14 protein-coding genes are annotated in these 15,037 nt (G+C 59.6%); 10 read left to right on the forward strand and 4 right to left on the reverse strand.

Annotation, left to right across the window (positions count from 1 at the left end; genetic code table 11):
* Window positions 1-138: 138 nt before the first annotated feature.
* Window positions 139-1,833 (reverse strand): lactate permease LctP family transporter, encoded by a 1,695-nt coding sequence (locus AC3ITA_RS03645; RefSeq protein WP_095942413.1) that lies wholly within the window; start codon window positions 1,831-1,833, stop codon window positions 139-141.
* A gap of 261 nt (window positions 1,834-2,094) precedes the next feature.
* Between AC3ITA_RS03645 and AC3ITA_RS03650 the strand changes: the two genes are divergently transcribed.
* Entirely contained in the window at window positions 2,095-2,862 is a 768-nt protein-coding gene (locus tag AC3ITA_RS03650; protein ID WP_150672219.1) for a GntR family transcriptional regulator, read from the forward strand.
* A gap of 63 nt (window positions 2,863-2,925) precedes the next feature.
* Here AC3ITA_RS03650 and smpB read toward each other — a convergent pair whose 3' ends face one another.
* On the reverse strand, window positions 2,926-3,408 hold the full coding sequence (gene smpB, locus AC3ITA_RS03655) for an SsrA-binding protein SmpB (protein ID WP_008057382.1): 483 nt from the start codon (window positions 3,406-3,408) through the stop codon (window positions 2,926-2,928).
* Between the two features lie 118 nt (window positions 3,409-3,526).
* Between smpB and AC3ITA_RS03660 the strand changes: the two genes are divergently transcribed.
* The 3 genes from AC3ITA_RS03660 to AC3ITA_RS03670 are packed head-to-tail and all read left to right on the forward strand — an operon-like array spanning window position 3,527 to window position 5,679.
* Window positions 3,527-4,930 (forward strand): sodium-dependent transporter, encoded by a 1,404-nt coding sequence (locus tag AC3ITA_RS03660; RefSeq protein WP_095942411.1) that lies wholly within the window; start codon window positions 3,527-3,529, stop codon window positions 4,928-4,930.
* A 7-nt stretch (window positions 4,931-4,937) separates the two neighbouring features.
* Entirely contained in the window at window positions 4,938-5,372 is a 435-nt protein-coding gene (locus AC3ITA_RS03665; RefSeq protein WP_150672218.1) for a type II toxin-antitoxin system RatA family toxin, read from the forward strand.
* Entirely contained in the window at window positions 5,365-5,679 is a 315-nt protein-coding gene (locus AC3ITA_RS03670) for an RnfH family protein (RefSeq protein ID WP_489279491.1), read from the forward strand. Before AC3ITA_RS03665 ends, AC3ITA_RS03670 begins: the two co-directional genes overlap by 8 nt.
* Window positions 5,680-5,740: 61 nt before the next feature.
* On the opposite strand, the gene AC3ITA_RS03675 is transcribed toward AC3ITA_RS03670, so the two are convergent.
* Window positions 5,741-6,268, reverse strand: coding sequence for an outer membrane protein assembly factor BamE (locus AC3ITA_RS03675; RefSeq protein ID WP_007973139.1), 528 nt, complete (start codon window positions 6,266-6,268; stop codon window positions 5,741-5,743).
* A 97-nt stretch (window positions 6,269-6,365) separates the two neighbouring features.
* Between AC3ITA_RS03675 and fur the strand changes: the two genes are divergently transcribed.
* The gene (gene fur, locus AC3ITA_RS03680; RefSeq protein ID WP_003197684.1) at window positions 6,366-6,770 is read left to right on the forward strand and encodes a ferric iron uptake transcriptional regulator; all 405 of its coding nucleotides are present in this window, start codon (window positions 6,366-6,368) and stop codon (window positions 6,768-6,770) included.
* Window positions 6,771-6,849: 79 nt separating this feature from the next.
* On the opposite strand, the gene recN is transcribed toward fur, so the two are convergent.
* The gene (gene recN / locus AC3ITA_RS03685; RefSeq protein WP_489279493.1) at window positions 6,850-8,523 is read right to left on the reverse strand and encodes a DNA repair protein RecN; all 1,674 of its coding nucleotides are present in this window, start codon (window positions 8,521-8,523) and stop codon (window positions 6,850-6,852) included.
* A 240-nt stretch (window positions 8,524-8,763) separates the two neighbouring features.
* Between recN and grpE the strand changes: the two genes are divergently transcribed.
* From grpE to carA, 5 genes are all read left to right on the forward strand, one after another.
* The gene (grpE, locus tag AC3ITA_RS03690) at window positions 8,764-9,330 is read left to right on the forward strand and encodes a nucleotide exchange factor GrpE (protein ID WP_095942407.1); all 567 of its coding nucleotides are present in this window, start codon (window positions 8,764-8,766) and stop codon (window positions 9,328-9,330) included.
* A gap of 102 nt (window positions 9,331-9,432) precedes the next feature.
* Window positions 9,433-11,349, forward strand: a complete 1,917-nt coding sequence (gene dnaK / locus AC3ITA_RS03695) for a molecular chaperone DnaK (protein ID WP_007973133.1) — start codon at window positions 9,433-9,435, stop codon at window positions 11,347-11,349.
* Window positions 11,350-11,643: 294 nt separating this feature from the next.
* Window positions 11,644-12,768: a molecular chaperone DnaJ gene (gene dnaJ / locus AC3ITA_RS03700; RefSeq protein WP_057716482.1), complete on the forward strand. Its 1,125-nt coding sequence runs from the start codon at window positions 11,644-11,646 to the stop codon at window positions 12,766-12,768.
* Between the two features lie 10 nt (window positions 12,769-12,778).
* Window positions 12,779-13,582, forward strand: coding sequence for a 4-hydroxy-tetrahydrodipicolinate reductase (gene dapB / locus AC3ITA_RS03705; RefSeq protein ID WP_057716481.1), 804 nt, complete (start codon window positions 12,779-12,781; stop codon window positions 13,580-13,582).
* A gap of 259 nt (window positions 13,583-13,841) precedes the next feature.
* Entirely contained in the window at window positions 13,842-14,978 is a 1,137-nt protein-coding gene (gene carA / locus AC3ITA_RS03710) for a glutamine-hydrolyzing carbamoyl-phosphate synthase small subunit (protein WP_046038697.1), read from the forward strand.
* Window positions 14,979-15,037: the final 59 nt, after the last annotated feature.

Genomic DNA, 15,037 nt, shown 5'->3' on the forward strand with positions numbered 1-15,037 from the left:
CGGGTGGTCCCGGTTATTCGTCTGTCGAGGCTGCTGAATATAGAGCCGGAAGCTTTCAGCAGCCTTACAGACCGGGGTGTGAATAGCGGACGCCGGGGGCGTGGCCCGGCGTCGGTTTTTATCGTGTTGCCTGTAGCCTTAATGCACCAGCATGCCGGTGAACCAGTAAGCCTGGGCCAACGTGATCAAGCCGACAATCGTTGCAAAGAATAGGCTGTGCTTGAGGGTGAAGCGGAACAGATCCGATTCTTTGCCCACCAGACCTGTCGCGGCGCAGGCCACGGCGATCGATTGTGGCGAGATCATCTTGCCGGTCACGCCGCCGCTGGTGTTCGCCGCCACCAGCAAGGTGTCGTTGACGCCGATCTGGTGCGCAGTGGTTGCTTGCAGCGAACTGAACAGAGCGTTGGACGAGGTGTCGGAACCGGTGAGGAACACGCCCAGCCAGCCGAGGAACGGCGAGAAGAACGGGAAGGCCGCACCCGTCGCCGCCAGCACCAGCGCCATGGTCGAGGACATGCCCGAGTAGTTGGTGACGAAGGCAAACGCCAACACCATGCCGATGGACAGGATCGGCCAGCGCAGTTCGTAGAAGGTCTCTCTAAAAGTGGTCAGACCAGTTTTGATGTTGATCTTCAACACCAGCATGGAGATCAGGGCCGAGAAGAAAATCGCCGTGCCGGTGGCGGAAATCGGGTCCAGTTTGAACACTGCCGGAAGGGCGGTCGGCGCGGCCACGATCGGTGCGACCTTGATCACCATTTGATCCAGATGCGGGATGGCGAAGTTGAATACGAAGCTGTACATCGAACCGCCGGCGGCGAACATCGCCTTGAACGGCTTCAGGGTCCAGATGGTGACCAGTACCGTCAGGATCAGGAACGGCGACCAGGCCTTGAAGATTTCCCCAAGGCTGTAAGGCGAAGCCACGGTGGTGCGCTTCTGGCCGAAACCACCGACGCTGGCGCTCACCACGGAGGCCGAGACAGCACCGACGATGTGTTGGCCGGCGGCGCGTTTGGGTTGCCAGACTTTCAGGAACAGGGTCAGGGAAATCAGGCTGGCCAGGGCCGAGGTGATGTCCGGCAGTTCCGGGCCGATGAAGTTCGAGGTGAAGTACTGGGTCACGGCAAAGCTCAAGCCAGCTACCAGGGCTGCCGGCCAGGTTTCCCGCACGCCTCGCAGGCCGTCCATCATGAACACCAGCCAGAACGGTACGAACAGCGACAGCAGCGGCAGTTGGCGACCGGTCATGGCGCCGATCTTGAACGCGTCGATGCCGGTGACTTGGCCGGCAACGATGATCGGAATGCCCAGAGCACCGAAGGCCACCGGTGCGGTGTTGGCGATCAGGCACAAGCCAGCGGCGTACAGCGGGTTGAAGCCAAGACCTACCAGCAGCGCAGCGGTAATCGCCACAGGTGCGCCAAAACCGGCCGCACCTTCGAGGAAGGCGCCGAAGCAGAAACCGATCAGCAAGACCTGCAGGCGCTGGTCATCGGTGATCGACAGGACCGAACTGCGGATGACTTCAAACTGCCCGCTCTTGACCGTCAGTTTGTAGAGGAACACCGCTGCCACGATGATCCAGGCAATCGGCCACAGGCCATAGGCGAAGCCATACCCGGCGGCGGCGAACGCCATATCGACCGGCATCTGGAAAGCGAAGATCGCCACCAGAATCGACAAAGCCAGGGTGATGCTGCCGGCCACATGCCCTTTGAGGCGGAACACGGCCAAAGCCAGGAAGAAAAACACGATGGGGATGACGGCGGCGAGTGCGGACAGGCCGAGGCTGCCGAGCGGGGTATAGAGCTGTTGCCAGGTTTGCATATGGGGTGGCCCCTAATTGTTGTTGGTCAGGCACTGATCAGCGTTCTTGGATAATTGGTAAGACCAATTTACAATCGCTGTTGGCTAGGGTAAAAGCCTTGTAGGCGGTGTGTCAATTTGCCGCCCTAAAACTTTTGTCGAATGCGAAGTGCGCAGGTCGTCTGTCTGGTCTTGCCAAATGCGCAATGGCAGGTGCTGGCGCAGCGCCAATAGGCCAGAATAGAGCCCCGGCGAGCCGTCGGATCGTGGAGTAATCGAGTTATGGGGTTTGATCAGATTCGTCAGCGCCGTTTGTCTGACGATATTGTCGAGCAGCTTGAGGGCATGATCCTCGAGGGCACGCTCAAAGCGGGTGAGCGCTTGCCGGCCGAGCGCGCGCTGGCCGAGCAATTTGGCGTGTCACGCCCTTCGTTGCGCGAAGCCATTCAGAAGCTGACCGCCAAGGGTCTGCTGGTGAGTCGCCAGGGTGGCGGCAACTATGTGGTGGAATCGCTGGGTAGCACCTTCAGTGATCCCTTGTTGCATCTGCTGGAAAGTAATCCCGAGGCGCAACGCGATCTGCTGGAGTTTCGCCATACGTTGGAAGCGTCTTGCGCCTACTACGCGGCGCTGCGTGCCACGGATGTGGATCGCGAGCGGCTGACCGCGGCATTCAACGAATTGCAGGACTGTTATTCGCGTCACGAAGAGGTGAGTCGTGCCGAAGAGGGGGCGGCGGACGCAAGCTTTCACCTGGCGATCGCCGAGGCCAGCCACAATGCCGTGTTGCTGCACACCATTCGCGGGCTGTTCGACCTGCTCAAGCGCAACGTGGTGACCAACATCGGTGGCATGTACAAGCAGCGCACTGAAACCCGCGACATGCTGATCATGCAGCATCGGGAGTTGTATCAGGCGATTATCGAAGGGCATGCGGAGCTGGCGCGGGAAGTTTCCAGTCGACACATTCTGTATGTGCAGGAGGTGCTGGAAGAGGTGCGTCAGGAAGTGCAGCGCGTGGCCCGGGCGGAGCGGCGCAAGGGGATGTAGTCAGTTCACTGTGGCGAGGGAGCTTGCTCCCTCGCCACAAAAAGCCGCGATCAGGCCGAAAGATTAATCTTCCTTGCCCTTGTTGCGCACCGCACGCTGCAACTCGCGACCAGCGTCGCGTTCGCGTTCGGTATCGCGCTTGTCGTATTCCTTCTTGCCCTTGCCCAGGGCGATCTCGCACTTGACCATGTGCTTGCTCCAGTACCAGGACAGGCACACGCAGGCGTAACCCTTTTGCTGCACGGCCGCGGCCAGCTTTTCCAGCTCGCGCCGGTTGAGCAGCAATTTACGGGTGCGCACCGGATCCGCGATGACGTGGGTACTGGCGGTCGTCAGGGGCGTAATGTGGCTGCCGAGCAGCCAGGCTTCGCCATCCTTGAGCAGCACGTAGCTGTCCACCAGCTGCAGCTTGCTTGCCCGCAGACTTTTTACTTCCCAGCCGGCCAGGACCAGACCAGCCTCGAACCGATGTTCGATGAAGTAATCGTGTCGCGCCTTTTTGTTTTGCGCGATGGTCCCTGTTGGGTGTTTCTTCTGTTTAGCCATAGGGGCGGCATTATAGGGACTTGCACGCGAGTCGGCTACGGTATCGCTACGTGCTTGAGCAGGTTGATTGAATCCCGGACAATGCGGCCTCTTTTTTGAACGCTTGGGCGTGATAACGATGTCGACAGACAAGGTTTCTGTCCACGGCAGTTGGGCTAGCCGCTGGGTCTTCATACTCGCCGCGACCGGTTCGGCCGTGGGGCTGGGTAGTATCTGGAAATTCCCGTACATGGTCGGCGTATACGGCGGCGGTGCTTTCGTGCTGATGTTCCTGGCCTGCATCGCGCTGATCGGGGTGCCGGTGATGCTGGCGGAAACCCTGATCGGCCGGCGTGCCCGGCAGAGTCCGGCCAATGCCTTGAAGATCCTGGCGACCGAGGCGGGGCACTCACCCAAATGGTCCTGGGGCGCGTTTGCCGGGATGATCACGGCGTTGCTGATCCTGTCGTTCTACAGTGTGGTCGGCGGCTGGTCGCTGGACTACATCATCGACATGGGGCGTGGCGATTTTCAGGGCGCGACGCCTGATCAGGTGGGGGCTTACTTCGGCAATGTGATCGCCGATCCCTGGCGCCTGACACTTTGGCACACGATTTTCATGCTGCTGTCAGCTGTGGTGATCGCCAAGGGCGTGGTTGCCGGGCTTGAGCGCAGTTTGCGCATCATGATGCCGTTGTTGTTCGTGATGATCCTGGTGCTGCTGGGCTACAGCATGACTACCGGTCATTTCATGGAGGGCGTGCATTTCATGTTCGACTTCCACCCGGAAAAGGTCCTGGACGGCTTGCTGCCGGCGATGGGGCATGCGTTCTTTTCCCTGAGCGTGGGCGTCGGCTCGATCATGATCTACGGCGCCTACATGCCGAAGAGCTCGTCTATATCAGGGACGGTCGTTGGCGTGGCGCTGCTCGACACTTTCGTTTCCCTGGTGGCCGGTCTGGCGTTGTTTCCGATTGTGTTCGCGGCGGGCCTGAACCCGAGCGAAGGCCCGGGGCTGATGTTTGTCAGCCTGCCGTTTGCCTTCGGTAACGTGGCGTTCGGGCAATTGATGGGGGTGGTGTTCTTCGTGCTGGTGGCGGTCGCTGCCTGGAGTTCGGCGATCTCCCTGCTTGAGCCGATGGTGGCCTACCTGGTCGAGCGCACTAAAGTGAGTCGTGCCTGGGTCACCTTTTGGCTGGCTTTCAGCTGCTGGTTTGTCGGCCTGGGCACGGTGTTCTCCTTCAATATCTGGAAGGAGGCCAAGTTCTTCGTGAACGAAGGCGGGATGTTCCACCTCTACCAATGGGGAGCAACCGGTGGCCTGGACTTCTTCGGTGTGATTGATTTCTTCACCTCGCGACTCATGTTGCCGCTTGGCGGTTTGTGTTTCGTGGTGTTTGCAGGCTGGATCATGGGGCGTGAAGCGGTGCGCGACGAGTTGTCGATCCGCAACCCTGCGCTGTTTGGCCTGTCCTTGTTCTTGATGCGCTATGTGGCGCCCATCGGCATTCTCGTAGTGTTTGCCGCCCAGCTGTGGAAGTGACGCTGACATGACGACACACATTTCACGTTCGGCCTTGCTGCCGTACCCGGCGCAAGCGCTGTATGACCTGGTCAACGACGTGGCGCGCTATCCGGAGTTTCTGCCGTGGTGTTCCTCGGCCGAAGTCCTGGAGAGCACCCCTGAGCATATGCGGGCGAGCGTCGGCGTGGCGAAGGGTGGCCTCAGTCAGCATTTCGTGACGCGCAACACGCTGGTTGCGGGGCAGTCGATCGAAATGAACCTCGAAGAGGGCCCTTTCACCCAATTGCATGGCATCTGGGTATTCAAGGCGCTGACTGACAAAGCCTGCAAGATCAGCCTCGATCTGTCGTTCGATTATGCCGGGCCACTGGTTCGTGCCACCTTGGGGCCACTGTTCAATCAGGCGGCGAACACTTTGGTGGATGCGTTCTGCCAGCGCGCCAAGCAGATACATGGTTGAGGTCATGATTGAAGTCGAGGTGGTCTACGCGGCCGTAGACCGTCAGGTGCTGCTGACAGTGGCCGTGCCTGTCGGAACGACCGTGCGTGCGGCCTTGCTCAGGTCGGCCGTGGCTGAAGAGTTTCCGGAGCTGGATCTGGCCCATTGCCCTGTGGGGATCTTCGGTAAGGTGGTGGCTGACCCGGAAAGTCGGGCAGTCCAGGCGGGGGATCGAATCGAGATTTACCGCCCGTTGCTGGCTGATCCGAAAGAGGTGCGCCGACTGCGGGCAGCGAAAGCTGCCGAGGCCAAAGCGCGGAATCAGTGAGTGGCTGAAACGCCAGACAATAAAAAGCCCGGGCATGCCGGGCTTTTTATTGCGTCGCAAATTATTGCGGCGAGGTGTCCAGTGGTTGCGGCGTCGGGACCGGAACGGTTTCTACTCCGTCGACGTCCTTCTGGATCTGATCCAGCAACGAACCTGGCTTGACCGGTTTTTCCGGTTTTGGCTTCTCGACGTTTTCTGCCGGGGCGGCCACTGTCGTGCCGCTGTCCTTGCCGAGAATGGCTTCGTCACGGCTCACGCCGGGCATGAAATCACCGGAGAGGCTGACAAGCTGATCATTTGGGTTGAAGATAACGCTAATGCGTTCCTGTTGGCGTTCACCGCCACCCGGTTGCAGGCTGTACAGATAATCCCAGCGATCGGCATGGAACGTGTCGGTCAGCAGAGGGTTGCCCATGATAAACCGTACTTGCTTACGGGTCATTCCCGGGCGTAACTGGTCTATCATGTCCTGCGTGACGACATTGCCCTGCTGGATGTCGATTTTGTAAACCCCGGGGAATGAACAACCGGCGAGTGCGAGCAGTCCCACAAAGGTGAAACTGGTTAGCAAGAGCTTGGTGTTTTGCATCGGTGGGCGACTTCCACTATCTTGGCTGGGACAACGTAAACGCCGATCATACCCGCATTAAGAGAAGCTGCGAAGCAGCATCGCGAGAAAGCTGACCATGGTTGAAAATAGCGAACTACGCAAAGCCGGCCTCAAAGTGACCCTGCCACGGGTCAAAATTTTGCAAATGCTCGATTCCGCCGAGCAACGCCACATGAGTGCCGAGGATGTCTACAAGGCCCTTATGGAGGCTGGTGAGGACGTCGGTCTGGCCACGGTTTACCGTGTTCTGACCCAGTTCGAGGCAGCTGGCCTTGTGGTGCGGCACAACTTCGACGGAGGCCATGCGGTCTTCGAGCTGGACGACGGCAAGCATCACGACCATATGGTCAACGTCGAAACCAGTGAAGTGATCGAATTCTTCGACGAAGAAATCGAGCGGCTTCAGAAAGCAATCGTCGACAAGTATGGCTTCGAGATGGTTGATCACAATCTGGTGCTGTACGTGCGCAAGAAAAAGTAAGCATGTCGCGCGAACATCAGTTCGCGAAACGAACGAAGGCGACCCCAGGGTCGCCTTCGTGCTTTCTGCCTTTATTTATTCAGGCTTTTGCGGCGACCACCATTTTTTTGGCATGCGCCAGGGACTCCTTGGTGAGATCGATGCCGCCCAGCATCCGTGCGACTTCTTCGACGCGATCGTTTTTGCTCAATTTGGATACGGCCGTGCGGGTGGCGTCTTCGCCGCGCACTTTGTGCACAAATAGATGCTGATGACCTTGCGCCGCCACTTGCGGTAAGTGGGTCACAGTCAGTACCTGCCCGCGCTCGCCGAGCCTGCGCAGCAGCTGGCCGACGATTTCCGCGGTCGGGCCGCCAATGCCGACGTCGACTTCGTCGAACACCAGGGTCGGTACACGGGAGGTCTGTGCGGTGATCACCTGGATCGCCAGGCTGATCCGCGACAGCTCGCCTCCGGATGCGACTTTTGCCAAGGCTTTCAACGGTTGGCCCGGGTTGGCGCTGACCAGCAGTTCAACCTGTTCAAGCCCGTTAGGCAGCAGTTCGTTGCTGCTGTTTGGGCGCAACTCGATGGTGAAACGCCCGCCAGGCATGCCCAGGCGCTGGATTTCCTGCTCCACGGCGCTGGCCAGGCTACTCGAGGCTTGATGGCGCAGATCGCTCAGCTCCCGAGCCCTTTCCTGGTAATGGCGAGCGTATGAAGACAGCTCGTCGCTCAGTCGCTCGATGGATTCGTCGTTGGCATTGAGGGTTTCGATTTCATCCAGCAGTTTCTGCTGCATCTCGGCGACTTCGGTCGGCTGGATGCGGTGTTTGCGCGCCAGGGTGTAGATCGCGTCGAGGCGCTCTTCCAGATATTGCAGGCGGGCGGGGTCTGCATCGAAATTGTCGAGAAAGCGATTGAGTTCGCCAACAGCTTCTTCGACCTGGATCTGTGCGCTGGTCAGCAGGCTGCTGGCTTCGCCCAGAGCGCCGACTGAATTGTTCACGCTGGAAAGGCGGTTGAGGCTGGCTGTTAGCGCATTCAACACATTTCCGGAATCACTTTCACTGCATTGCTCGACGACTTGCCGGCAGATGCCGAGCAAGGTCTCGGCGTTGGTCAGGTTCTTGTGTTCCTGCTCCAGCTGCTCCAGTTCGTTGTCGCCAAGGCCAAGGTTTTCCAGTTCTTCGAGTTGATAGCTGAGCAGCTGATGTCGGGCGCGTTGCTCGTCGCCGGAGTTGGAGAGTCGCTCCAGCTCCTGGCGGGTCTGGCGCCAGCGCTGGGCGGCGAGTTGAACCTGACGGGCCAGATCGGTCGCGCCGGCATATTCATCGAGCAGGCGACGGTGGGTATCGGTCTTGAGCAGGGACTGGTGTTCGTGCTGGCTGTGAATGTCGATCAGCAGCTCGCCCAGCGCCTTGAGGTCGCCCAGCGGGCAGGGCGTGCCGTTGATGTAGCCGCGCGAGCGCCCTTCGGATGTGATGACCCGGCGCAGGATGCACGGACCGTCGTTTTCGAGGTCGCGCTCGGCCAGCCAGGCGCTGGCTTCCGGAATGTCGACCAGATCGAAGGTGGCCAGGATGTCGGCCTTGTCGGCGCCGGGGCGGACCACGCCGCTGTCGGCGCGATCGCCCAGGGTCAGGCCCAGCGCGTCGAGCATGATCGACTTGCCCGCGCCGGTTTCCCCGGTGATCACGCTCATCCCGCGATCGAGTTCGAGATCGAGATGTTCAACGATGGCGTAGTTGTGTACGGACAGGTGCACCAGCATATGGGCCGCTCCCAGGTGTTAGGTCTGGTTATTTATACAGTGTTTTGTTTCTGGCTGACAATGCCCCTCGTTAGCTCGATTCGCTCGGTCCGACGAAAGTCTTATCGCGACCGGCAATGACAAAGCAGTTGTTTTTTGTAGGGTTAATCGTTGAGCCCCCTTGAAGCCGGATTTTGCGGCCCCATATAGCTGGGCAGAAGCGCGAGTTGAGCTCGCGGACGAAATTGAAAGGAGAAATCTATGGCTGACGAACAGACAGTGGATACGCAAAACCCAGACGCCAACCAGGCGCCCGAGGCTTCGGGTGATGACCTGGCGGCTCGTGTACAAGTGCTCGAAGAGCAACTGGCAGGCGCTCAGGATCAGGCTTTGCGTGTAGCCGCCGATCTGCAGAACGTCCGCCGTCGCGCCGAGCAGGATGTGGAGAAGGCTCACAAGTTCGCGCTGGAAAAATTCGCCGGCGACTTGCTGCCGATCGTCGACAGCCTGGAACGCGGCCTGGAATTGTCCAGCCCGGACGACGAAAGCATCCGTCCGATGCGCGAAGGCATCGAGCTGACCCTGAAAATGTTCCAGGACACCCTCAAGCGTTATCAGCTTGAAGCGATCGATCCCCATGGCGAACCGTTCAACGCCGTTCTCCATCAGGCGATGGCCATGCAGGAAAGCGCCGATGTCGAGCCGAACAGCGTTCTGAAGGTGTTCCAGAAGGGCTATCAGCTCAATGGCCGCCTGCTGCGCCCGGCGATGGTCGTGGTCAGCAAGGCGCCTGCGCCGGTTTCGCCTTCGATTGACGAGCAGGCTTGAAATCCGCCGCAAGGCCCCCATTTATAAGTCAAGCGTTTAAGTGCTACCGCAGTTAGCCACCACTGCTGCGGCAACCAAATCCAAAGTTTCGGGAGAGTGAACATGGGCAAAATTATCGGTATCGACCTGGGGACTACCAACTCCTGCGTCTCCGTGCTGGAAAACGGCAAGGCAAAAGTTATTGAAAACGCTGAAGGCGCGCGTACTACGCCGTCGATCATCGCTTACGCCAACGATGGCGAAATCCTGGTTGGCCAGTCGGCCAAGCGTCAGGCCGTGACCAATCCGCATAACACCCTGTACGCGGTGAAGCGTCTGATCGGTCGTCGTTTCGACGAAGAAGTCGTACAGAAAGACATTCAGATGGTCCCTTACAAGATCGTCAAGGCTGACAACAGCGATGCCTGGGTTGAAGTGAACGGCCAGAAAATGGCACCGCCACAAATCTCGGCTGAAATCCTGAAGAAAATGAAGAAGACCGCCGAAGACTACCTCGGCGAGACCGTGACTGAAGCGGTGATCACCGTTCCGGCCTACTTCAACGACAGCCAGCGTCAGGCCACCAAAGACGCCGGCCGCATCGCTGGCCTGGACGTAAAACGTATCATCAACGAACCAACCGCAGCTGCTCTGGCTTACGGTATGGACAAGGCCAAGGGCGATCACACCGTGATCGTTTACGACCTGGGCGGTGGTACTTTCGACGTTTCCGTGATCGAGATCGCTGAAGTCGATGGCGAGCACCAGTTCGAAGTGCTGGCCACCAACGGTGACACGTTCCTGGGCGGTGAAGACTTTGACATTCGTCTGATCGACTACCTCGTCGACGAATTCAAGAAAGAAAGCGGCATGAACCTCAAGGGCGACCCGCTGGCCATGCAGCGCCTGAAAGAAGCCGCTGAAAAAGCCAAGATCGAACTGTCCTCGAGCCAGTCGACCGACGTGAACCTGCCGTACATCACTGCAGACGCCACCGGTCCCAAGCACTTGAACGTGAAGATCTCCCGCGCCAAGCTCGAAGCGCTGGTGGAAGACCTGGTTCAGCGCACCATCGAACCTTGCCGCATCGCAATGAAAGATGCCGGTATCGACGTTGGCGCGATCAACGACGTGATCCTGGTAGGCGGTCAGACCCGTATGCCACTGGTTCAGAAGCTGGTAACCGAGTTCTTCGGTAAAGAAGCTCGTAAAGACGTCAACCCGGACGAAGCGGTTGCCATGGGTGCTGCCATCCAGGGCGCGGTACTGGCCGGTGATGTGAAGGACGTTCTGCTGCTCGACGTCAGCCCGCTGACCCTGGGTATCGAAACCATGGGTGGCGTGATGACCGCGCTGATCGAGAAAAACACCACGATTCCTACCAAGAAATCGCAAGTGTTCTCGACTGCCGACGACAACCAGGGCGCCGTGACCATTCACGTGCTGCAAGGCGAGCGCAAGCAAGCCGCACAGAACAAGTCCCTGGGCAAGTTCGACCTGGCCGACATTCCACCAGCTCCACGTGGTGTGCCGCAGATCGAAGTGACCTTCGACATCGACGCCAACGGCATCCTGCACGTCGGTGCGAAGGACAAGGCTACCGGCAAGACTCAGTCGATCGTGATCAAGGCCAACTCCGGTCTGTCCGACGAAGAAATCGAGCGCATGGTGCGTGATGCCGAGGCGAACGCCGAGGAAGACCGCAAGTTCGAAGAGCTGGCCGCTGCCCGTAACCAGGGCGACGCACTGGTTCACTCGACGCGCAAAATGGTTACCGATGCTGGCGATAAAGTGACTGCCGAAGAGAAGACGGCAATCGAAGCAGCCGTAGTTGCCCTGGAAGCCGCTGTCAAAGGCGACGACAAGGCTGCTATCGACGCCAAGGTTGAAGAGCTGTCGAAAGTCTCCGCTCCAGTGGCGCAGAAGATGTACGCCGAACAGGCTCAGCCTGCTGAAGGCGCTGCACCGCAGGGCGAATCGGCTGAGAAGGCTGACGACGTTGTCGATGCCGAGTTCGAAGAAGTCAAAGACCACAAGTAAGTTGTTGGTCGGCCGGTTGACTGCCTTCTGGCGGTGACTGGTAGGATGTCGCCGCGCGGGAGCTTGCTCCCGCGTTGGCGTATCTGGAATACGCGAATTTTTACAGCATGCGACACGGTTCGCGTGTTGTCGGCATGGTCGGGAATGCTCCTGCTTTCCGAGCTGAAAGTGCCATCGAAATAAAGACCAGGATCGTTGAATTGACGTGAGTTGGGTCCGGGCCTGTATTGGGGCTCAACGAGTTCGGCAAACTCAGGAGGGTTTTGTCGGACGTCCTCAAGAGTGCGAAGACATATGGCAAAGCGTGACTATTACGAAGTGTTGGGTGTTGAGCGTGGCTCAAGCGAAGCGGACCTGAAGAAGGCTTACCGTCGCCTGGCGATGAAGCACCACCCGGACCGTAATCCCGATGACAAGGCGTCGGAAGAGATGTTCAAGGAGGCCAACGAGGCCTACGAAGTGCTGTCCGACTCCAGCAAGCGCGCGGCGTACGACCAGTACGGCCATGCCGGTGTCGATCCGAGCATGGGTGGTGGCGGTGCCGGTTTCGGCGGTCAGAACTTCTCCGACATCTTTGGTGATGTCTTCAGTGACTTCTTCGGTGGCGGTCGCGGCGGTTCCCGTGGCGGCGCTCAGCGCGGCAGTGACTTGCGCTACACCCTGGAACTGGACCTCGAAGAGGCGGTGCGCGGTACGACCGTGAATATCCGCGTTCCGACGCTGGTCAACTGCAAGCCTTGTGACGGCTCCGGCGCCAAGAAAGGCTCCGCGCCGGTGACCTGCCCGACGTGCGGCGGTATCGGCCAGGTGCGCATGCAGCAAGGCTTCTTCTCGGTGCAGCAAACCTGCCCGCGCTGCCATGGCCAGGGCAAGATCATTTCCGATCCGTGCGACTCCTGCCACGGCGAAGGTCGTGTCGAAGAGTACAAGACCCTGTCGGTGAAAGTGCCGGCCGGTGTCGATACCGGTGACCGCATTCGTCTGTCCGGCGAAGGCGAAGCAGGCGCTCAAGGTGGCCCGACGGGCGACCTGTACGTGGTGATCAATGTGCGCGAGCACTCGATTTTCCAGCGCGATGGCAAGCATCTGTTCTGCGAAGTGCCGATCAGCTTCGTCGATGCGGCGCTGGGTGGCGAGCTGGAGATTCCGACTCTTGATGGTCGGGTCAAGCTGAAGATCCCTGAGGGGACTCAGACCGGCAAGCAGTTCCGTGTGCGTGGCAAGGGTGTCGCGCCTGTGCGTGGCGGCGGTGCCGGTGACCTGATGTGCCGTGTGGCGGTCGAGACTCCGGTCAACCTGAGCCGTCGCCAGCGTGAAATGCTCGAGGAGTTCCGTAGTTCGCTGGCGGATGACAACAGCCATTCGCCAAAAACCACCGGTTGGTTCGAAGGCGTGAAGCGCTTCTTCGGCGATTTGTAAGGAGACAGGCATGCGACGTATTGCAGTGATGGGCGCCGCCGGGCGCATGGGCAAGACCCTGATTGAGGCGGTGCAGCAAACCCCGGGTGCCGGTTTGACGGCGGCGGTGGATCGTCCCGACAGCACGCTGGTCGGCGCGGATGCCGGTGAGCTGGCTGCGCTGGGTCGTATCGGCGTGCCCCTGTCCGGTGATCTGGATCGGGTGGTCGACGAGTTCGACGTGCTGATCGACTTCACGCACCCGACGGTGACCCTGAAGAACCTGGCTTTCTGCCGCAAGCACGGCAAGGCCATGATCATCGGTACCACCGGTTTCAGCGTTGAAGAAAAGCAATTGCTGGCGGAAGCGGGCAAGGACATTCCGATTGTCTTCGCGGCCAACTTCAGTGTCGGGGTCAACCTCTGCCTGAAGCTGCTCGACACGGCCGCTCGCGTTTTGGGCGACGATGTCGATATCGAAATTACCGAAGCTCACCATCGGCATAAGGTCGATGCGCCGTCCGGCACTGCCGTGCGCATGGGCGAGGTAATTGCCGATGCGCTGGGGCGTGATCTGAAGAAGGTGGCGGTGTATGGCCGCGAGGGTCAGACCGGCGCTCGCGATCGCGAGACCATCGGTTTCGCCACTGTGCGTGCTGGCGACATCGTCGGTGATCACACCGTGCTGTTCGCCGCCGACGGCGAGCGTGTCGAGATCACTCACAAGGCGTCCAGTCGCATGACGTTCGCCAAGGGCGCGGTACGTGCTGCTTTGTGGCTGGATGGGCGCGAGCCTGGCCTTTACGACATGCAAGACGTGCTCGATCTGCGTTAAGATGCACCCGAAATCGGGCTCGCGCACCGCGTTTGAGCCCGGTTTTGTTCCGCCAGGCGACGTCCTGTCGCATTCTCCAGCCTTTAAGGCTCATTGGCGGTAGACCAAAAAAGCCTTTTTCTGTAAGCTACAGCTTTAGTGTGTCCACTAAAAGCGCGCAGAATAATTCAGTGAACAAGCGGGGTGACGTGTCCATACGTCACTCCGCTTTTTTACAACCTGCGATCGCCCTTTCAGGCTTTATTTACGGGAGGTCTTCTTGACTAAGCCAGCCATACTCGCCCTTGCTGATGGCAGCATTTTTCGCGGCGAAGCCATTGGAGCCGACGGTCAAACCGTTGGTGAGGTGGTGTTCAACACCGCAATGACCGGCTATCAGGAAATCCTTACCGATCCTTCCTACGCCCAACAAATCGTTACCCTGACTTACCCGCACATCGGCAACACCGGCACCACGCCGGAAGACGCCGAGTCCAACCGCGTCTGGTCTGCCGGCCTGGTCATCCGTGACCTGCCGCTGGTGGCGAGCAACTGGCGTAACACGATGTCCCTGTCCGACTACCTGAAGGCCAACAATGTTGTGGCCATCGCCGGTATCGACACCCGCCGCCTGACGCGCATCCTGCGTGAAAAAGGCGCGCAGAACGGCTGCATCATGGCCGGTGACAACATTTCCGAAGCTGCCGCCATCGCCGCCGCCCAGGGTTTCCCTGGTCTGAAAGGCATGGACCTGGCGAAAGTCGTCAGCACCAAGGAAAGCTACGAGTGGCGCTCGACTGTCTGGGATCTGAAAACCGACAGCCACGCGACCATCGAAGCCTCCGAGCTGCCGTACCACGTGGTTGCCTACGACTACGGCGTCAAGGTGAACATCCTGCGCATGCTGGTCGAGCGCGGTTGCCGCGTGACCGTCGTGCCCGCGCAAACACCTGCCGCCGACGTGTTGGCGCTGAAGCCGGACGGCGTGTTCCTGTCCAACGGCCCTGGTGATCCGGAGCCTTGCGACTACGCGATCCAGGCGATCAAGGACGTGCTGGAAACCGAGATCCCGGTCTTCGGTATCTGCCTCGGTCACCAACTGCTGGCCCTGGCCTCCGGCGCCAAGACCCTGAAAATGGGTCACGGCCACCACGGTGCCAACCACCCCGTCCAGGATCTGGACAGCGGCGTGGTGATGATCACCAGCCAGAACCACGGTTTTGCCGTAGACGAAGCGACCCTGCCGGCCAACGTTCGCGCGATCCACAAATCGCTGTTCGACGGCACCCTGCAAGGTATCGAGCGTACCGACAAGAGCGCCTTCAGCTTCCAGGGTCACCCGGAAGCCAGCCCTGGCCCGAACGACGTAGCGCCATTGTTCGATCGCTTCATCACCGAGATGGCCAAGCGACGCTGATCGCTCGCCCTGATGTAGCAAAGCTTGAGGGTGGCCCCGTACCGGCGGCCCCCTCAAGG

This window comes from Pseudomonas sp. GL_090, from assembly GCF_057837765.1.